This window comes from Gordonia phthalatica, assembly GCF_001305675.1.
Classification (GTDB): Bacteria; Actinomycetota; Actinomycetes; order Mycobacteriales; family Mycobacteriaceae; genus Gordonia; species Gordonia phthalatica.
In genome coordinates this window covers 310,123-328,733 of record NZ_CP011853.1, presented here as the reverse complement: position 1 = coordinate 328,733, position 18,611 = coordinate 310,123, and the positions used below count along the sequence as shown (strand labels likewise).

The 18,611-nt window shown below is 69.5% G+C and carries 18 protein-coding genes and 1 pseudogene; 8 read left to right on the top strand and 11 right to left on the bottom strand.

The annotated features are described in order from the left end of the window. Nucleotides 1-3 precede the first annotated feature (3 nt). Nucleotides 4-426, top strand: a complete 423-nt coding sequence (locus tag ACH46_RS01455) for a DUF779 domain-containing protein (protein WP_062391373.1) — start codon at nucleotides 4-6, stop codon at nucleotides 424-426. A 101-nt stretch (nucleotides 427-527) separates the two neighbouring features. On the opposite strand, the gene ACH46_RS01450 is transcribed toward ACH46_RS01455, so the two are convergent. Further along, nucleotides 528-1,556: a YeiH family protein gene (locus ACH46_RS01450; protein WP_062391372.1), complete on the bottom strand. Its 1,029-nt coding sequence runs from the start codon at nucleotides 1,554-1,556 to the stop codon at nucleotides 528-530. A gap of 140 nt (nucleotides 1,557-1,696) precedes the next feature. On the opposite strand from ACH46_RS01450, the gene ACH46_RS01445 reads away from it, so the two are divergent. The 3 genes from ACH46_RS01445 to ACH46_RS01435 are packed head-to-tail and all read left to right on the top strand — an operon-like array spanning nucleotide 1,697 to nucleotide 4,842. Continuing rightward, nucleotides 1,697-2,596: a LysR family transcriptional regulator gene (locus tag ACH46_RS01445; RefSeq protein WP_062391371.1), complete on the top strand. Its 900-nt coding sequence runs from the start codon at nucleotides 1,697-1,699 to the stop codon at nucleotides 2,594-2,596. Between the two features lie 27 nt (nucleotides 2,597-2,623). Then, nucleotides 2,624-3,244: a class I SAM-dependent methyltransferase gene (locus ACH46_RS01440; protein WP_062391370.1), complete on the top strand. Its 621-nt coding sequence runs from the start codon at nucleotides 2,624-2,626 to the stop codon at nucleotides 3,242-3,244. Continuing rightward, the gene (locus ACH46_RS01435) at nucleotides 3,235-4,842 is read left to right on the top strand and encodes an FUSC family protein (RefSeq protein ID WP_062391369.1); all 1,608 of its coding nucleotides are present in this window, start codon (nucleotides 3,235-3,237) and stop codon (nucleotides 4,840-4,842) included. The genes ACH46_RS01440 and ACH46_RS01435 overlap by 10 nt, the downstream gene beginning before the upstream one ends. Before the next feature lie 161 nt (nucleotides 4,843-5,003). Here ACH46_RS01435 and ACH46_RS01430 read toward each other — a convergent pair whose 3' ends face one another. Beyond that, nucleotides 5,004-5,549 carry a hypothetical protein gene (locus ACH46_RS01430; RefSeq protein ID WP_157850982.1) on the bottom strand — a complete coding sequence of 182 codons (546 nt, stop codon included), beginning with the start codon at nucleotides 5,547-5,549 and terminating at the stop codon, nucleotides 5,004-5,006. A 166-nt stretch (nucleotides 5,550-5,715) separates the two neighbouring features. After that, the gene (locus ACH46_RS01425) at nucleotides 5,716-6,618 is read right to left on the bottom strand and encodes a D-isomer specific 2-hydroxyacid dehydrogenase family protein (RefSeq protein WP_062391367.1); all 903 of its coding nucleotides are present in this window, start codon (nucleotides 6,616-6,618) and stop codon (nucleotides 5,716-5,718) included. Between the two features lie 110 nt (nucleotides 6,619-6,728). Between ACH46_RS01425 and ACH46_RS21040 the strand changes: the two genes are divergently transcribed. Then, a complete protein-coding gene (locus ACH46_RS21040) occupies nucleotides 6,729-8,129 on the top strand; it encodes a serine/threonine-protein kinase (protein WP_062391366.1) in 1,401 nt (466 codons plus the stop codon). 6 nt (nucleotides 8,130-8,135) lie between these two features. Here ACH46_RS21040 and ACH46_RS01415 read toward each other — a convergent pair whose 3' ends face one another. From ACH46_RS01415 to ACH46_RS01405, 4 genes and pseudogenes are all read right to left on the bottom strand, one after another. Continuing rightward, nucleotides 8,136-8,921 carry a substrate-binding domain-containing protein gene (locus tag ACH46_RS01415; protein WP_082399308.1) on the bottom strand — a complete coding sequence of 262 codons (786 nt, stop codon included), beginning with the start codon at nucleotides 8,919-8,921 and terminating at the stop codon, nucleotides 8,136-8,138. Nucleotides 8,922-8,937: 16 nt separating this feature from the next. Continuing rightward, nucleotides 8,938-9,489 (bottom strand): maleylpyruvate isomerase family mycothiol-dependent enzyme, encoded by a 552-nt coding sequence (locus ACH46_RS21550; protein WP_226995834.1) that lies wholly within the window; start codon nucleotides 9,487-9,489, stop codon nucleotides 8,938-8,940. A 9-nt stretch (nucleotides 9,490-9,498) separates the two neighbouring features. After that, nucleotides 9,499-10,110: pseudogene (locus ACH46_RS21545) on the bottom strand (cysteine hydrolase family protein); the annotation flags it as partial. A 33-nt stretch (nucleotides 10,111-10,143) separates the two neighbouring features. Then, the gene (locus ACH46_RS01405; protein WP_062391364.1) at nucleotides 10,144-10,560 is read right to left on the bottom strand and encodes a PaaI family thioesterase; all 417 of its coding nucleotides are present in this window, start codon (nucleotides 10,558-10,560) and stop codon (nucleotides 10,144-10,146) included. Between the two features lie 106 nt (nucleotides 10,561-10,666). On the opposite strand from ACH46_RS01405, the gene ACH46_RS01400 reads away from it, so the two are divergent. Next, complete coding sequence (locus tag ACH46_RS01400) at nucleotides 10,667-11,131, top strand: winged helix-turn-helix transcriptional regulator (protein WP_062394818.1); 465 nt, start codon at nucleotides 10,667-10,669, stop codon at nucleotides 11,129-11,131. A gap of 82 nt (nucleotides 11,132-11,213) precedes the next feature. On the opposite strand, the gene ACH46_RS01395 is transcribed toward ACH46_RS01400, so the two are convergent. After that, nucleotides 11,214-12,323, bottom strand: coding sequence for a CaiB/BaiF CoA transferase family protein (locus tag ACH46_RS01395; protein WP_062391363.1), 1,110 nt, complete (start codon nucleotides 12,321-12,323; stop codon nucleotides 11,214-11,216). Further along, nucleotides 12,320-13,507: an acyl-CoA dehydrogenase family protein gene (locus ACH46_RS01390; RefSeq protein ID WP_062391362.1), complete on the bottom strand. Its 1,188-nt coding sequence runs from the start codon at nucleotides 13,505-13,507 to the stop codon at nucleotides 12,320-12,322. Before ACH46_RS01390 ends, ACH46_RS01395 begins: the two co-directional genes overlap by 4 nt. Before the next feature lie 130 nt (nucleotides 13,508-13,637). Here ACH46_RS01390 and ACH46_RS01385 point away from each other — a divergent pair, with 130 nt between their 5' ends. Next, complete coding sequence (locus ACH46_RS01385) at nucleotides 13,638-14,693, top strand: LacI family DNA-binding transcriptional regulator (RefSeq protein WP_062391361.1); 1,056 nt, start codon at nucleotides 13,638-13,640, stop codon at nucleotides 14,691-14,693. Here ACH46_RS01385 and ACH46_RS01380 read toward each other — a convergent pair. Next, the gene (locus tag ACH46_RS01380; protein ID WP_062391360.1) at nucleotides 14,681-15,376 is read right to left on the bottom strand and encodes a hypothetical protein; all 696 of its coding nucleotides are present in this window, start codon (nucleotides 15,374-15,376) and stop codon (nucleotides 14,681-14,683) included. The genes ACH46_RS01385 and ACH46_RS01380 overlap by 13 nt on opposite strands. A gap of 157 nt (nucleotides 15,377-15,533) precedes the next feature. Between ACH46_RS01380 and ACH46_RS01375 the strand changes: the two genes are divergently transcribed. Beyond that, the gene (locus ACH46_RS01375; protein WP_062391359.1) at nucleotides 15,534-17,732 is read left to right on the top strand and encodes an acyltransferase family protein; all 2,199 of its coding nucleotides are present in this window, start codon (nucleotides 15,534-15,536) and stop codon (nucleotides 17,730-17,732) included. Nucleotides 17,733-17,735: 3 nt separating this feature from the next. Here the strand turns inward: ACH46_RS01375 and ACH46_RS01370 are convergent, their stop codons facing one another. Next, complete coding sequence (locus tag ACH46_RS01370; protein ID WP_062391358.1) at nucleotides 17,736-18,572, bottom strand: SGNH/GDSL hydrolase family protein; 837 nt, start codon at nucleotides 18,570-18,572, stop codon at nucleotides 17,736-17,738. Nucleotides 18,573-18,611: the final 39 nt, after the last annotated feature.

The following is an 18,611-nucleotide window of genomic DNA, read 5'->3' as shown; positions in this document are numbered from 1 at the left end:
GAGATGACCGACCAAGGCACCGTCGCTCGCGTGGTGGCCGAAGACTCCGCCGTGGAGCTCCTGACCAAGCTGTCGGAGCTCCACGGTGGCCTCATGATCCATCAGTCCGGCGGATGCTGCGACGGCTCCGCCCCCATGTGCTACCCGGTCGGCGAGTACCGGATCGGGCAGCGCGACGTCCTCCTCGGCGAGGTGGATCTGCCGGATCCACTTCCTCCGGTGCGCGTCTGGATCAACGGCGACCAGTACGAACTGTGGAAGCACACCCAGTTGATCCTCGACGTGGTTCCCGGCCGCGGCGCGGGATTCTCGCTGGAGGCGCCGGAGGGCAAACGCTTCCTGTCCCGCTCCCGGGTGTTCACCGACGACGAGAACGCCGTCCTGGACGCGTCGCCGCCCAAGGTGGGCGCGGACTTCGACGGCTGACAGCCGCGACAGCACAACCGAACAACGAAGAAACTGATGGATCACAGCCCTGGCGGGGCTGTGATCCATCAGTTTCTTGTCGGCGTCGCCGGAGTGTCTGCTCAACCCGCGATCAGAGCGCCGCCGAGGGCGATCCCCGCGACCACGACCGTGGTGAGTGCGGCCTGGACGAAGGGGCGCCAGCCGACGGCACGCATCACCTGGATGCGGACGCCGAGACCCAGTGCGGCCATCGCGATCGTCAGGAGGACCGTCTGCGCGAACTTGCCGATCGAGATCACCTCGTCGGGGAGGATGCCGCTGGAGCGGACGAGTGCACAGGCGATGAAGCCGATGACGAACATCGGGACGATCGGGGGGCGCTTGCCTGCGTTGCCGGTGAGACGACGCTGACGGATGGAGAGGACGGTGACGACCGGGGCGAGCATCATGACGCGAGCGAGCTTGACCACCACGGCGAGCGTCAGAGCGTAGCTGCCGATCATGCCGCCCGCGGCGACGACCTGCGCGACCTCGTGGATCGAGCCGCCAGCCCACAGCGCGGCGATCTCCTCCGACAGGCCCATCGCGTTGGCGGCCAGGGGGATCACCGGGATCATCAGGGTGCCGAAGATGACGACCGTGCCGATGGCGGTGGCCGTGTCCTCTTCGTCGGCCTCGATGACGCCCTCGACACCGGCCACGGCGGCCGCACCGCAGATCGACATGCCGCAGGAGATCAGCAGGCGGCGGGCGAACGGGATGCCGAGGGCCTTGCCGATGAGCAGGCCGGCAGTGATGCCGCCGACGACGATCGCCACCACAACCAGCAGCATGCCGGCACCGAGTCCGAGGACGTCGCCGAGCACCAACTGCAGACCGAGCAGTGCGACGCCGATGCGCAGCAGCACCTTGGCCGAGAACGTGACGCCCGCACCGCAGGCCTGGGGCACGCGCACGACGTTGGCGATGACGGCCGCGATGATGATCGCGAGGAGCAGGGGGCTCGCAGCCGGAACGAAGTGGTTGATGCCGACGGTGGCGAGGGTGATGCCGCCGCAGAGTGCGAGGCCGGGGAGCAGGCTGCCGAAACGCTTGCGAGCCGAGGGCTCGCCGTCCGGTCGGGTGTTGCGCTTCAGCGTGAGGGTCATGCATCTAGGTTCGTCCGAAAGCTTCGTCTCCAGAACCCGAATATCCGGCATGGGGGCATATCGTTTCGATATAACCTCATTTCAGCACTCTCACCTGCGTTGATACCCGGTGCACATGGCCGTCGCGGTAGTGTCACGCCGTGGACCTCCGATCGATCGACCTGGGAGCACTGCAACTGCTCGTCGGCGTCGACGACCACGGCAGCCTCAGCGCTGCCGCACGCGCACTCGACACCGCGCAGCCGAACGCGTCCCGAGCCATCGGGCGGTTGGAGCGTCAGCTGGGTGTCCGCCTCCTGGAACGCGTCACGACCGGCTCCCGCCTCACCCCCGACGGCACCGTCCTGGTGCACTGGGCGCGGCGCATCGTCGAGAACGGGCAGTCGTTGCTCGACGTGGCCGCAGGCCTGCACAGCGACACTGCCGCCGAGATCTCCGTCGACGCGTCGATGACCGTCGCCGAGCACCTCATGCCGCTGTGGCTCGGCACCTTCCGCGCCGAACACGCAGGCACCACCGTGCATCTGCGCATGCGGAACTCCACCGAAGTGTTCGAGACGGTCTCTGCCGGAACCTGCGACGTCGGCTTCGTCGAGAGTCCGTCGGTGCCGCGCGGCCTGCACAGCGCGGTGGTCGCCCGCGACCGGCTCGTCGTGATCGTCTCGCCGGACCACAAGTGGGCCCGGCGTCGGGCACCGATCGACGTCACCGAACTCGCCGCCACGCCGCTGCTTGAACGCGAACCGGGTTCGGGCACCCGCACCACGCTGGAGTACGCACTCGGCGATCATCAGCGTGCCGTCCCGCTCCTCGAGCTCGGTAGCAGCGCCGCCATCCGCACCGCCGTCGCGGCCGGGGTGGGTCCGGCGGTGCTCAGCACCCTCGCCGTCGCCGAGGGCACGCGGAGCGGCGAGCTTCGTGTCGTCGAGGTGGACGGCCTCGATCTGAGCCGTGAACTGCGCGCGGTGTGGCGACCGCCGAGCACGCTGCAGGGCCCGGCGGCCGACCTGGTGCGGATCGCGCGCCGCTCCGCACAATAGGGCGCGACCATCGGCGACAATGGATCCGTGGATGCGCAACCCGGGTACGATGCCCTCGCCGAGCAGTACGCCAGCACCTTTCCGTCCCCGTTCGTGACCGTCCTGGAACGTCACGCGGTCGATGCCTTCGCGGAGCAGGTCCGCGCGTCCGCTCCCGACGCCTCCGTGATCGACGTCGGCTGCGGCACCGGCGGAGTCGCCGCCCACCTGACCGAGCACGGACTGTCGGTCCGGGGCGTCGACCCGAGCGAGGAGATGCTGGCGATCGCCCGTCGGCAGTACCCGCACCTCTCGTTCGAGGTGGGCGACGCCGACCTCGACGCAGTTGATCTGGCGGAGGTCCACGGCGTCGTCGCGCGCTTCAGCCTCATCCACCTCCCGCCCGACCGGGTGCGCGCGACGCTCGCCGATTGGGCGTCGCGTCTGCCGACCGGAGCCTGGCTGCTGGTCGCGACACAGGCGTCGGACGACCCGGGAGTCCACGAGTTCGACCACCATGTCGCCCGGGCTTGGCGATGGCATCCGGAGACTCTGGCGGCGGCGGTCGACGCGGCCGGTTTCGCCGAGGAGTGGCGTGCCGTCAGTCGACCCGACGTCGACTACCACCACCGATTCCCCGAGATCCACCTGGTGGCGCGATGCCGGTGACCGAAGACCCCCACATCCCACCGTCACGGCCGTCCGTGACCGGCCTCCTGTGGAGCCGACCGTCGGCGCGCGGCCGATGGGCGCCCGCGCTGCGGGCCGGCGTCTCCTTCCTGGTCCCGGCACTGATCCTGCTGGCGGGCGGGCTCGGCCAGAACGCGATGCTGGCCGCTCTCGGCACGTTCGCGGTGTTGTTCGGCGAACGACGCCCGTACCGCATCCGGTGGAAGACGATCCTGACGGCGGGTGTGCTCCTGGTGCTGACGGTGACCCTGTTCGGGCTGCTCGGGGCGTGGGTCGGGGCGGCCCCGTCGATCCCGCGCGAGCTGATCACCGTCGTCGCGCTCGGCGCACTCACCGCCGTGAGCGTGTTCGGGTCCAATGCGCTGCGTCTCGGCCCGCCCGGGCCGTTCTTCCTGGTCCTGGCGGGCGGCGTGGTCGCGGTGATCTGCCAGGCCGGGCTGTCGCCGCTGACGGTGGTCGTGTGCACCGCCGCCGGCTCTGCGTCAGCACTGATCGTCAGCATGGTGCCTGCACTCTGGCGTCCGCACGGACCCGAGACCGACATCACCGAGGCGGCGCTCGCGGAGATCGACGGCTTCCTCGCCGCCAACCGGCAGCCGTCCCGTCGGCACGGCGTCGCCGCGTCGACTCTGAACGCGTGGACGGTGCTGCACGACGCGTCGCAGACCGACAGTGACCTGGCCCGGCGGCTGTGGGAGTCGCACCACCGGATCCACGACTCGGAGTCCGGCGCGCTGGTGGCGCCGCTCCCCCGGCCGAGCGTCATCCACCGTCTGCGGTTCGCCCTGCACCCGAACAGTCATGCCTCGGTGACGGCGCTCCGCAACACCGTGGCGGTGCTGGTGGTCGGCAGCGTCTCGGTGCTCGCGGGACTCGGCCGACCCGACTGGGCGGTGGTCAGCGCCGTCCTGGTCCTGCAGTTGGGACCCGACCGGGTGCGCGGCAGCGTCCGCGGCGCCCACCGCGTGCTCGGCACCCTGATCGGTCTCGCGATCTTCGCCGCCCTCCACAGTCTCGATCTGCACGCCGTCGCCCTGATCGTGGTGCTGGCAGTGCTGAACATGGCGATCGAGCTGACCGTGACCACCAACTACGCGCTGGCCGCGACGTTCATCACCCCGCTCGCCCTGCTCCTCGGTTCACCGAATCAGCCGATCGTGCATCAGATGACCTCGCGGGTCATCGAGACTCTGCTCGGCGTCGGGATCGCGATCGCCATGCTCTGGCTGCTTCGACCGCGCGCTCACCGGAGCACTCTGCTCGCCGCCGACGACCGCGCGCGGGCCGCGTGTCTCGCCGTCTTGGCGAGCGCTACCGAACTGGTCCCGTCGACGCCGGAGATGCGGGTCCGGCGCCGCGACCTGCAGTGGCAGCTCCTCGAAGCCGAGCTGGCCGCCACCGACAGCGCCAACGACGAACCGTCCTGGGCGCGTGACTACTGGCCGCAGCACGCCGCGGCCCGCGCCGTCGGCTACGACACGCTGTCCGCCTGCTGGCGTGCGGGTCCGGACACGCTGGTCGATCCGGCGCTCGTGCTGAAACTGCACGCGCGGGCGGTGGCGACGCCAGACGTGTAGTGCGTTACCCGGAGCCCGGGCGTGCCAGAGCATCTGTGAGTTACGCCGGGTAAAGGAAGTGACTGGCGATGACTACGAGACGAACGAAGAAAGCGTGGTCGGATCGGCATCAGCCAGATCGACGATAGCTGAGGGCGCTTCGCGGCATGCAGCCGTACCGATCAACCGATCTGTCTGGCGAGAGAGGCGAGCTTGAGTCTCGCAGCCTGCTCTTCGAGGACGGTCACTTGACCGTCGCCCTGATTGCGGGCAGTCAGGACATACAGCGTCGGTCCCTTCCGGAAGACGAGTACCGCCGCCTCGTTGTGACCCGCGAGCCTGAAGAAGGACGAGTCGCCAATGCCCGGTGACAGTGCCTTCTCGTCGTAGAACAGCCCACTCTTGAGTTCTCGCTCCGTAGCCTTGACATCGGCAGGCGCGGTGAATGTCGCCAGGGACAGGAGGGTCTTGCCCGCTTTACTCCAGTAGCACGTCGACACACCCGGATTCTTCGACAGTCCCGGCTTCGCCGCGTCGGGAGCGACCCCCGTGGTAGCGACCACCTGCTCGGTCGTCACCCGATCGCAGGCCGACTCGACCGCAACGGTCTGACTGGTCTCCGGTGGCGGCGACTCCGAGCCACTACCGCACGCGACTATTCCACCGAACGCGACGCCAAGCGCTGCCGACAGCGGCGCAACGCGAGTAAAGAGCGATCTGAGAATCATGCGTCGACCCTAAATCACGAGGTCGCGTCTCGGTATCAGGCGCTGCGATGTACGCCGATTGATCGACAGGACCCATGCGAGGCCGAGGCCGGCAATGGCCGCAGGCAGACTCACGCCAGTTCGACCGCTGACGAAAGTGGTAACGAACTACATCATTGACGTCGGCTCAGTACCCCGCGCCCGGCGTGACGACGGCCATCAGCTCCTGACCCGCCTCGAAGCGCCGGATGTTCTCGGCGACGAACGGCGCCATCTCGCGGGTGAGGCCCGACGCCGGGTTCGCGACGTGCGGCGTGATGATGACGTTGGACAGCGTCCACAGCGGGTCGTCGGCCGGCAGCGGCTCGGGGTCGGTCACGTCGAGCGCCGCACCGGCGATGACGCCGCTGCTCAACGCCCGGTGCAGGGCCGCCTGATCGATCAGCGGTCCGCGCGCGACGTTGACGATCCAGGTGTGCGAATGCAGCCGCGCGAGGGTCTCGTCGTTGATCAGGTGGTAGGTCTCGGCCGTGGCAGGCGCGGCGAGGACCACATGGTCGGCGAGCGCCCAGACCTCGTCGGTCCGGTCCGCGGTCAGCGTCCGGTCGGCGCCGGGAACGGCACGACCGCGACGGTTCACCGCGATCACGGTGGCCCCGCACGCCTTCAGCAGCCGCGTCAGTTCGCGGCCGATGCCGCCGGCGCCGATGATCGCGACGGTGGAGCCGCGAAGGGACCGCACGGCCGGGTCGATCCGGTCCTTGGCCCAGTGGTCGAGAACCGCGGTGTTGATCTGGCGCAGTCCGGCGAGGAGCAGTGCGAGCGCGTGCTCGGCGACGCCGACCGCGTAGAAGCCCGACGCATTGGTCCACAGTCGACGATCGTCGAGGACGCCCTCGGCGACGAACTTCTCGATGCCCGCGGTCGCGAGCGCCACCCAGCGAACGGTGTCGGCCAGCTTCGGGAAGCCGTCGGGTCCGCCGATCCAGACGAGGGCGTCGGCCTCGTCGAGCGGGACGACGGTGCTCCCCGCCGCGGTCACCGCCTCGACCAGACAGGTGTCCTGCACGGGTTCGATCGCGATCTTCACTGACGCCCTCCTCGACTACAGCCTCCCGGGCTGTCCGGTCCCCAGGTTAGTGCCGTCGCCGCCCGTGAAACACTGTCTCCGACATTCGGTTCACGAGGAACAAGCACTTCATGAGTATCACTGAGATCGCCGGGTACCGGGTGCTGCGCCAACTCGGCGCCGGCGGCATGGGACAGGTGTTTCTCGTGGAGCATCCGCGTCTGCCTCGACGGGATGCGCTCAAGTTGCTGGACGCGGGCGTCTCGCGAAACGACGACTTCAAAGCCAGGTTCCAGCGCGAAGCCGACCTGCTGGCACAGCTGTCGCACCCGAACATCGTCACCCTGCACGACCGCGGCGAATACGACGACCGGCTGTGGATCACGATGGAGTTCGTCGAGGGAACCGACGCCGGTCGGCTCGTCGACACCGACGGTCCGCTGCCGCTGCCGCTCGCCCTCACCCTTGTTGAGGGCGCGGGTGCCGCACTCGACTACGCCTGGCGCAAACAGCGGATCACCCACCGCGACGTGAAGCCCGCGAACATCCTGGTGGCGCTCGACACCGACGACGACGAGCCCGTCGTCGAAGGGGTGAAGCTCGCCGATTTCGGCATCGCCAAGGCCGCGGAGGAGACCACCTCCCTGACCTCGACCGGCGTCACCGTCGGGACCATGGCGTACATCAGCCCCGAGGCCATCGAGGGCGACGCCGTCGACAACCGGTCCGACGTCTATTCGCTCGGCTGCACCGCCTTCCACCTGATCACCGGGCAGGCACCGTTCACCGGAAAGTCGATGACGGCGCTCATGTCCGCGCATCTCAACCATCCGGCGCCCACCGCGTCGCAGGTGCTGCCGTCGCTGCCCACTGCCCTGGACTCGGTCTTCGCGAAGGTGCTCGCCAAGGACCCCGACGACCGCTATCAGTCCTGCGCCGAGTTCGTCGCCGCCCTGTCGGACGCGATGCACGGCGTCGCACCCGCCTCGTTCGCGTACGCGCAGACGATGACGGCGCCGACACAGCAGCGATCCGAGGAGCCGCGTTCCCGTCGCACCCTGTGGCTGTCGCTGTTGACGGCCGCGTGCCTCCTCGGCGCGGTCGCGATCGCCGGCGGCGTGGTCTACCTCTCGGGCAAGGACGATCCGACCGCACCGGTCGCGGCCTCGCCCGCGCCGCAGCGGACCACCACGATCACGCGGACCACAACGAGTTCCACCTCGCCGACGCCCACCGAGGTCGTGGAGACCACGCCAACCGAGGAACCGGTGACCGAGACGGTGCCGACCACGCCGGAACCGTACGAGGGGCAGCCGTGCGGAATCGATCAGTTCGGCGATTACTCGTCGGATGGCACGCTCGTGTGCAGTGCAATGAACGGCGCATGGAGCGATGCGACGCACATGTCGCGCCCTGCCGTCGAACGGGGATCGGGATGTAGCGAACCCGGTGCCCGGGCACGGATCGCTCGCACCGATGGGGTCGCGACCTGTCAGACCGGCCCCGACGGCGCTCTCGTCTGGGACTTCTAGGCGGCCCTACCGCCTCCCGCGCCGAGCGCCCTTCCCGAAATTCCGGCCCGGGACCTTGCCCGCCGCTTCACGATTGGCCCGCTTGGCTGCGGCCTTCTCCTTCGCGTTCCGCTTCGGCTGCTGCTGATCGCGGCCGCGAGACGAGCCCGCGCGACGACCGCGCACGATGCCGACAAACTCGTCGGTCAGGTCGGCGGTGGGCGACGGCCACAGCAGGACGACGCGGCCCGTGGGGGCGTCGGTCACCGGCCGGTAGACCAGGTCGCGGCGGTGATGCAGCCGGGCGAGGGACTGCGGGACCGCCAGCAGTCCCATCCCCGCGGCGACCAGTTCGACGGCGTCACCGACCGTCTCGGGGCGATGCTCCACGACCGTGCCGGGCCGCGCAGGCCAGTCGAGGACGTCGTCGAGCGGGACCAGGAAGTTCTCGTCAGCGAGGTCGTCGGCGGTGAGATCGTCGGCCAGCGTGAGGTAGTGGTCCTTGGGAACGATGACGACCGTCGTCTCCGCGTAGAGCTCGATGGCGTGGTGCGGGCCCGGGTCGCCGACGTCGAGCGCACGCGGCAGTCGGGTGACGACCGCGTCGGCGCCGTCGTCCTTCAGGAGGGCGGCGCTGCCGGCGACGGTGCACGACGCCAGCTCCAGCGGCACGTCGGGGAACCGTTCCTCCCACTTGCGGACCCACTTCGCGGGCATGACGCCGGGGACGTACGCGAGTCGGAACCGGCGCGGCACTGTGGGTCGCTCAGGAACGGGCTGCTCGGGAGCGGGCTGCTCGGAGTCGGGTGACATCGGGTCAGCGTATCGGTCAGGCACGGCCGACGAAGGCGAGGAGCCGGTCGGCGGCGTCCCCGGACTCCGTCGGCATCACCGCACCGATGTGCCCGAGGGCCCGCATCTGGTCCACCACGTCCGCCGCTTCGCGCAGCAGGAAGTCGGTCAGCTCGTCGCCGGGGCGCCACGGCGTCCCCAGTGCGTCCGCGAGGTCCTTGCTGTGGACGGTCAACTCCAGGAGGCGCAGCACCATCAGCTCCGCTCCGCTGCGCTTGCCCGCACGGTGGTCGACGAGAACCGACAGGTCGGCGCGTTCGGCGGACTCGCGCAACTGATGTTCGTGCTCCCAGAACGTCCCGATCGGGTCGTCGCCGATGTAGTCGAGGCCCCGTGTTGCAGCGGTGTCCGCGGCGCTGCCGCCGTCGAGCAGGATGCGATAGCGTTCGCCGCCGCCGGCGACGTGGTCGACGAGTTGCCGGATGGTCCAGTCGCCGCAGCCGCTCGGCACATCGATGTCGTCGCCGAGCGATTCCAGCCCGGCGACCCAGAGCGACTCGGCCTCGCCGAGCAGTTCCTCCGCCGCCATCGCCTGCACCACCTGCGATGACGTGCGCAACTGCACGCCTATCAGCCCGAGGTCGGCGAGCCGTTCGTCGGTGGCCTGCGACGTCGCGTCGGTGACCAGGACGGTGCGGTAGTCGAGTTCGGAGGCGTCGGTGATCGTCGCGCGCGGGCAGTTGGGCAGGTTGCATCCGGCCACGACGACCGTTGTGACGTCGTGGTCGCCGAGCAGCGAGTCGAGCGGGGTTCGGAAGAACGCCGACCAGCGCGGCTTGTAGAGGATGTACTCCACGTCGCCGATCTGCTGCGCCGCGCCGAAGCGCAAGGAGTCCCAGTCGTAGTCGACGTCGCCGGGGAGCAGTTCGCGCGGGATCTCGGCGCCGAGCGTTCCGGGCGCGACGGCACCCTGGCCCGCCTCGATCGCGGCGCGTCGCAGGAGGTCGACGTCGCTGTCGCCCGGCCGATACGACCGCACCACGTGGATCACGGGACGCCCGAGTCTGCGGAACTCGGCGATGGTCGCCGCGATGTTCGGGATCACCTCGGGCGTGCCGACGATCGCCGCCGGGCCGTCGACGAAGTCGTTCTGGACGTCGATGACCAGCAGTGCCGCATTCGCCCAGTCCGGGACCAGATAGTCGACCACGACATCGATCGTCGCACAGCCCGAGCCTCGGCGTCAGTCCTGTTTCGGCAGGGGGACGTTCTGCAGGCGAAGCTGACCGCGCGCGAGGTCCTTGCCGGTGGCGTCGTCGACGATCTCGACCAGCCACAGTTGCTGGGTGCGCCCCTGGATGATCGGTTCGGCGGTCACGCGGGCCCGGCAGCCGTTGGACGCGCGGAGGAAGTCGGTGGAGTTGTGCAGACCGACGGCGAACTGGCCGCGGTCGGCGACGGCCAGGCTGCCGCCGATGCTCCCCGCCGACTCGACGATGGTCGCATAGACGCCGCCGTGCACCACGCCCCACGGGGTGTGGTGGCGCTCGCCGAGATCCACGTATCCGGCGACGCGGGTGCCGGTGGCTTCGGTGACTTCCAGGCCCAGGGCCTCGAGGAACGCACTGGTGGTGTCGGGAATGCTCGGGGTCTCGGTCATCACCGTTCTCCTTCTGGTCTCGGCCAGCGTCGCGCTGACTTCTTGATTCGAAGTTAGACGGAACTATCACTGACTGTCAATACCAAAGCCAGCTAGGATGAGCGGCATGGACTGGCTCGCGTACGACACCGACAACTGTTCCGTCCAGCGCACCCTCGACGTGATCGGCGACCGCTGGAGCGGCATCGTGCTGCGCGAGGTGTTCAACGGTGTCCGACGGTTCGACCAGATCAGGGAGCACACCGGCATCTCCGACTCGGTCCTCTCCGACCGGCTGCGCAAGCTGGTCGAGGGCGGCATCCTCGTCGCCCGCGAATACCAGGAACCGGGTCGACGACGCCGCAAGGAGTACCGACTCACCGAGGCCGGCCTGGACCTTCAGGCGGTGTTCATCTCGATGCTCCGTTGGGGCGACAAGCACCGCCCCGACGTCGACGGCCCCGCCGTCGAAGTGTCGCACCGCGACTGCGGCGCACCCGTCCGCGCGGTGATGATGTGCGACGACGGGCACGTCGTCGAGCAGCGCGATGTCCGCGCGAGTCCCGGGCCGGGCGCTCACGTGCGCGGTTGAGTCGCACCACTATCAGTTTCCCGCACTCGGTCGCGACCGAGTGCGGGAAACGGAAGTGGTGCGGGAAGACGCGAAGCGGGACCTACCCCTCCCCCAGTCGCGGCGGGGCGGAGCGGTAGGTCGGCGGGGTCGCGGACAGGCGGATCGGGTTGGCGACAGTCGGGACCGGGGCGTCGCGGCGCGGATCGTCGATCTGCGCGATCGGGTCCAGGCCGAGTCGCTGCGCCAGGGCGAAGGCCTCGCCGATGTCGTTGACCGGGCCGCAGGGGACGCCGGCGGCGGTGAACCGGTCGAACCACTCGTCCGCGGTGCCGGCGGAGAGCAGCCGAGTCAGCTCGGCGATCAGCACGTCGCGGTTCTCGACCCGCGCGGCATTGGTGGCGAAGCGCGGATCGTCGGCCATCTCTGGGACGCCGAGCTCGCGGACCAGGACGCCGAACTGGCGGTCGTTGCCGACGGCCAGGATCAATGGCCGATCAGCCGTCGGGAACGGTTGATACGGAACGACGCTCGGGTGCGCGTTGCCCATCGCATGCGGGACGACGCCGGCGCCGACGAAGCCGGAACTCTGGTTCACCAGCCCCGACAGCAGCGACGACAGCAGGTTCACCTCCACCCGCTGCCCCTCGCCCGTCCGGTCGCGGTGCCGCAGCGCGGCCAGGATCCCGACGGCGGCGTGCAGCCCGGTGATGACGTCGACGAGGGCGACGCCCGCCTTCGTCGGCTCGTCGGGCGACGGCCCGGTGATGCTCATCAGCCCGCCGACCGCCTGCACCAGGAGGTCGTAGCCGGGCAGCTGATTGTGGCCGCCGAAGCCGGTGATCGAGCAGTAGACGACGCCCGGGTTCGCCGCGGCGACGTCGTCGTATCCGAGGCCGAGCCGATCCATCGCGCCGGGCAGGAAGTTCTCGACGACGACGTCGGCCCGCAGCGCCAGATCCCGCGCGGCGGCGAGGTCGTCGGCGTCGCGCAGGTCCAGGGCGAGGGAGGTCTTGTTCCGGTTCGCGGTCTGAAAGTACGTCGACTGGTCGCCCGCGTAGGGCGGACCCCACGCGCGGGTGTCGTCGCCGGAGCCGGGACGCTCGATCTTGACGACCTCGGCACCGAAATCGGCGAGCAGCATCGTCGCGTAGGGGCCCGCGAGAACGCGACCGAAGTCGGCGATCAGCAGACCGTCCAGCGCACCGGTCACCGGAAGGCGGATTCGCCGGTGAGCGCACGGCCGATCGTCAGCTGGTGGACCTCGGAGGTGCCCTCGTAGGTGAGGACCGACTCCAGGTTGTTGGCGTGGCGGATGACCGGATACTCCAGGGTGATGCCGTTGGCGGCGAGGATGGTGCGGCACTCGCGCGCCACCTTGATGGCCTCGCGGCAGTTGTTCAGCTTGCCCAGACTGACCTGCGCGGGCTCCACGTGACCGGCGTCCTTGAGACGGCCGAGCTGGTACGCGAGCAGGTGCCCCTTGCCGACCTCGAGTGCCATGTCGGCGAGCTTGGCCTGGGTGAGCTGGTACGAGGCGAGCGGCTTGTCGAAGACCAGGCGGGTGGCGGCGTAGTCGACGGCCGTCTCCAGGCAGTCGCGAGCGGCACCGATGGATCCGAAGATGATGCCGAAGCGCGCCTCGTTGAGGCAGCTCAGCGGGCCTCGCAGGCCGGCGGCCTTCGGGAGCATCGCCGACTCGGGCAGACGAACGTCCTGCAGGACCAGCTCGGAGGTCACCGAGGCACGCAGCGACATCTTGGCGCGGATCTCCGGCGCCGAGAATCCGGGGGTGTCGGTCGGGACCACGAAGCCGCGGATGCCGCGGGAGCCCTCTTCCAGGTCGGTGTTGGCCCACACGACGGCGACGTCGGCGACGGAGCCGTTGGTGATCCACATCTTGGCGCCGTTGAGGACCCAGTCGGAGCCGTCGCGCACCGCGCGAGTCCGCATGCCGCCCGGGTCGGAGCCGAAGTCGGGTTCGGTGAGGCCGAAGCAGCCCAGTGCGTCGCCCGCCGCCATCCGCGGCAGCCACTCGTTCTTCTGCTCCTCGCTGCCCCAGTGGTGGATCGCGAACATCGCGAGCGACCCCTGCACCGAAACCAGCGAGCGGATGCCGGAGTCGATGGCCTCCAGTTCCAGGCAGGCCAGGCCGTAGTCGACGGCGCTCATGCCCGCGCAGCCGTAGCCCTCGAGGTGCATGCCGAGCACACCGAGGCCACCGAGCTCCTTCGCGAGCTCCTTGGCGGGGATCCGCGCCTCGTCGAACCAGCCTGCGATGTGCGGGCGGATCTTCTCCTCGCCGAATTTTCGGACGGTGTCGCGGATCTGCCGCTCCTCGTCGGAGAGCAGGGAGTCGAGTGCGAACAGTTCGGTGACGGTGCTGGTACCGGCCATGGCGGTCTCCTTGTCGGGGTGGAGGGAAATCTTGGCGCAATGCTTTGCGCAAACGATTGCACTGTGATGGACTGAGAGTAACCAGAACGCGGGCGACCCGTCAACGATCTCTTTCAGGTGAGGAACCACGATGACCGATCCATCACGCCGGAGGGCAGGGCGCCCGCCGACGATGAAGGAGATCGCCGAGCGCGCAGGCGTCCACGTGTCGACGGTGTCGCGCGTGCTGCGGCAGAGCGAACCGGTCGACGGCTGGTCGGAGGCGGCGCAGCGGGTGCGGGAGGTCGCCGACGAGCTCGGGTACCGACCGAATCCGTGGGCCGCGAGTCTGCGGACCCGGCGCACGACGACCATCGGCGCCGTGATGCCGCGCCTGACCGACGGCGTGGTCGCAACGATCTATCAGGGCGTCGAGGAGGCGGCTCGCGCCGCCGGCTACTCCGTGCTGCTGTCGAGCCCGCCCGACGAACCCGCCGAGCAACGCGCGGCGATCGAACTCCTCGCCGGTCGCCAGGTGGACGGCCTCATACTCAGCAGCCTCCACAGTCCCGCAACGGATTTCGTCGACGATCTCAGTCTGTCGGTCCCGGTCGTTGCGTTGAACCGGCACGCGAACTCGGGACTGCCGTTCGCCGGCGGCGACGACCGACTCGGTGGTCGCCTGGCCGGAGAGCATCTCGTGGACTGCGGGTACCGGCGAATCGCCGCGGTGGGCGGCCCACTGTTCGCGACCACCGGCGCCGACCGGCTCACCGGCTTCCTCGACGCCATGCGCGACGCCGGCATGCCGGTCCCCGACGATCGAATCGCACACGCCCGGATGGACGTGCAGGGCGGCATCGACGCCGCACGCACGCTGCTCGATCGCGACGACCGCCCCGACGCCGTGTTCTGCGTCAGCGACACGATGGCGATCGGACTGCTCGGCGTGGCCCGCGACCTCGGCCTGACGATCCCCGACGACCTGGGACTGGTCGGCTACAACGACATCCCCGTCGCCGCGCAGCTTCCTGTTCCGTTGACGACGATCGTCACGCCGGCACACCGGATCGGCGAGGCGGGAGTACAGCTGCTGCTGCAACTCATCGCCGGGACCGAAGTGCCGGCCGACGTCAGGCTGCCGGTCGAACTCACGGAACGCGGGTCGACGCGGCGTCGACCGAGGTCAGAGACTCAGCCGCAGTAGCCGCAGACGCCGGTGGCGGGCAGCACGGTGAAGCAGGTGGGGCAGAGCTTGGGCTTCGGCTCTTCCTTCGGCTCCGGCTTGGGCTTGGCGGCCTTTCTCGGCTTGGCGGCCTTGGGCGTGCTCGCCGAGCCGTCGGCGACGGACTTCGACGCCGACGCGGTCCGCGGCTTCGGGGCGGCCTTCGGCTTGGTCTGCTTAGCGGGCTTGTGCGCCGCCCGCTTCTCGCTGACGCGAGGCGTCAGCGAGGGGCGCGCGCCCGCCGGGACCGTCGCGCCGTATCGCTGGTAGCAGGCGAACCGCTGGTGGGCGGCGTCCACCTCGACGTCGTCGAGCCGGGTTCGGCCCGCCGACTCGACGATCTTGGAGTACACGTCACCGACCGACTGGTCCAGGCGCACGCACAGCGACGCGAGGAGCGGCTCGTCGTCCTTCTGATCGCGGGTCACCGCGAGGAGGAGATCGTCGATCCACAGGCGGACCGGTTGGCCCGCGCGGACGCCGCTGTCGTTCTGGACGCGGAGCGCGAGCTCGGCCTGTGTGATGAACATTCCATAGACGCCGGCGATCTCGATGAGCACGTCGCGCGCCACGACCGCCCACTCGTCGAGGGCGTCGGAGAAGGGAACCGGCAGGTCACTGGAGACCCGCTTCGCGGAGATGCTGGAATCGTCGTCGAAGGCCACCCGAAAACGCTACGTCGTGGCGCGACGATAGTCGAATCAGCCCGTCGTCCGTTCGGGAACCCACATACCATTCCACTACCCTCAGGCGAGTGGCTTTCAGAATTTCCCTTCGTCATCCCCTGATCGGGGCGGTCCGCCGCCGTCCGGCCGCGGTGCGATGACCCAGGTCGAAACCGATCTCGACGAAGCCTTCCGCGCGCTCACTCTCGACCACGTCGACGAGGAGGTGCTGAGCGACGACGCCTTCCCCGTCACAGACGAAGCCGTCGCCGAGGCGCTGCCGAACGCCACCCGAGTCGTCGAACAGCCCGTGGATCTCGGCGACGGGCCGACGTCGTCCGATCCCGTCACGCCCGCCCGCATCGGCCCCGTGTACCTGGAGGAACCGGTCCGCCTGGATCGGATCGTGGAGCATCCGCTGACCCTGCGAGTGCTCTCCGAAGAATCGGTGGATCTGGCCGCCGCGGCGACGCCCGCCCGACGCGGCGAACCCGTCCGAACTCCGGCGACCAAGCCCGGCGGCATCCGCCGCGCTCTGGCGCTCGACGGACTGCGGGGCGTCGCGGTGGTGGCCGTGGTGATCTATCACCTGTTCGGCGACCTCCTGCCCGGCGGCTACCTGGGCGTCGACATCTTCTTCGTCCTGTCCGGCTTCCTGATCACCTCGCTGCTGGTCCGCGAGTACGGCGCCTCCGGTCGGATCTCGCTGCGACGGTTCTGGACCAGGAGAGTCCGACGCATCCTTCCGGCGGCGATCACCGTCCTGGTGGTCACGACGGCCGTCGCGGGTCTGATCGGCGGCGACGTAGCCGTGAAGCTGTGGCGGCAGTTCGCCGGATCGGCGCTGTTCGTCAACAACTGGGTGCAGATCGCGAGTTCGGAGAGCTACTTCGCGGACACCACGCCGCGCGTCTTCATGCACTACTGGTCGCTCGCCATCGAAGAGCAGTTCTACGTGCTCTGGCCGCTGCTGTTCCTGGTCATGATGTGGGCGTTCCGCAAGCGGCCGCTGCGGTCGCGGATGTGGGCGTCCGCGGGCGTAGCCGCCGCTCTGGCGCTTGCGTCGACGGTGGCGATGGGACTGCTGTTCCAGTCGGGCGTGGATCCGAGCCGGGTCTACTTCGGCAGCGACACCCACGCCTTCGGCATCCTCGCCGGCGCCGGACTGGCGCTCGTGGTGACCGCACCCGGCACGTTCGAGGACGACTCCTGGCCGCGGATCCTGTCGCCGCGGGTCAACGCGATCCTCGGCTGGCTGTTGGCGCCGGCGGCGTTCGTCGGGCTGATGGTTCTGCTGTTCGTCCTGGGCGACACCGCGGAGGCCACGTACCGCGGCGGTCTGTTCCTGGCGTGCGTGCTCACCACGATCGTCGTGCACAACGCGGTCCGCGAGACCGGCCCGCTGCCGCGTCTCCTGCGGATCCGGGTGCTGCGGTGGTTGGGCGAGCGCTCGTTCAGCCTGTACCTGTGGCACTGGCCCCTGTTCGTGTTCGCGCGCGAACTGCTGCGCGACGCCGGCGACTTCTGGGGCTCCGCGTGGACCATCGGCGCCGTCGCCGGCGTGCTGACGCTGGTGCTGTCGGAGGCGTCGTACCGGTGGATCGAGACGCCGTTCCGGCGGCTGGGGCTGCGCGGCACGCTGACCTCGCTGGGGGCGGCGTCGCGTCGAGCAGTTCCCGCCGTGGCGGTCGTGGGGACGATCGTCGTCTGTCTGCTCGCGGGCTCCGCACTGGGATCCAGCCCGTCGAAGTCGCAGCTGGAGACGCAGTTGGAGCAACTCGCGCAGCTGCAGGAGCAGGCCAATGCGAAGGGGCAGGCCGCGGTCCGCACCGAGCGCGCACTGCCGCCGGGAACGCAGATCACCGCGGTCGGTGACTCGGTGATGCTCGCGTCGTCGCAGGCCCTGTTCGCGCGCTTCCCCGGCATCTACGTCGACGGCGAGGTGTCGCGCCACTATTCGGGAGCGGAACCGGTGCTCGACGCCCTCCGCGCGAACGGTCAGCTCCGCAAGTACGTGGTCCTCGGACTCGGCACCAACGGTCAGGCGTTCCCGGGCCAGCTCGCGCGGATCGTGCGGTCGATGGGACCTGATCGTCGCGTGGTGCTGGTGGTGCCGTACGGCCACGTCGACGGGATCGCCGAAGCAGCTCAGCAGGTGCTCCGGTGGGCTCCGCGACAACGGAACGTGTATCTGGCGCCGTGGTGCCAGATCGCCGACACCCACCGCGGTGACCTCGGTCCCGACGGCGTCCACCCGATCGGCCCCGGGCTGAACGAGTACGCCGACGCCGTCGCGCAGGGACTGCGTCAGGCGGTGTCGGGCAAGCGCAATCCGAACATCACCTGCCCGCTGTAAGCGCTAACCGACCAGCTTCACTGTCGGGGTGGATCCACTTCCCGCCGGGTATGCCGTGGCCAGCGCGTCCGCGAACCGTTTGTTGCGTTCGGCGGTCGCCGCCGCGGTGTAGTGGATGCCGTCACCTGCGAACATCTCGGGGCGAGCGGCAGCGGCCCAGTCGTAGACGGCGAGGTTCGGATAGCGCGTCGTCGCGCGCTTGAGGGCGTCGTTGAAGGCGGTCATCGACGTCGAGCCGAACGCCTGATCCTTGGGGTTCGACGACGCGATGGTCGGCCACAGCACGGGTTGGCCGGTCAGCTTCGACATGATCCGATCGATGCGCTGATCGGCGCTCTCGCCGCCGGTCGCGATGGCGCCTGCATCGTTGACGCCCATGGCGATCACCCAGCAGCCACGCTCCCCGGCCGCCGTCCGAGCCGCGACCGCGTCTGCCGCATCGGTCCCCGGACCGCCGACGATCGCTCGACCGGCCAGGGCGTCGACCGTCGTGGTGGCGGCGCCGACCCTGCGGTACTGGGCGCCGGCCGTCGCGTCGGCGCCCGGGAGAGACGCGGAGTCGGCGTTCACCGAGGTGGAGTCGCCGATCTGGATCACGGCGGTGCACGACGACTTCCCATTCGCCGCAGGCGGCGCCTTGGGCGCGATCAGGTCCGGGAGCCGATTGATCAGGTCGGGCAGGTTCAACTCGGCGGACGAGTTGGGGAGCGACGAGAGGTCTGGCAGCGCGGCGGACTGTGCGGGCACCGCGAGCGCGACGGCGGCTCCGGCGCCGACCACACCGACGACGGTGCGCGTGGCGAGACGACGGACTGAACGGGAATGCTGCAAAGTAGTCACAATAACCCCACTGAACTACAAATACCTCACCAGTAACAA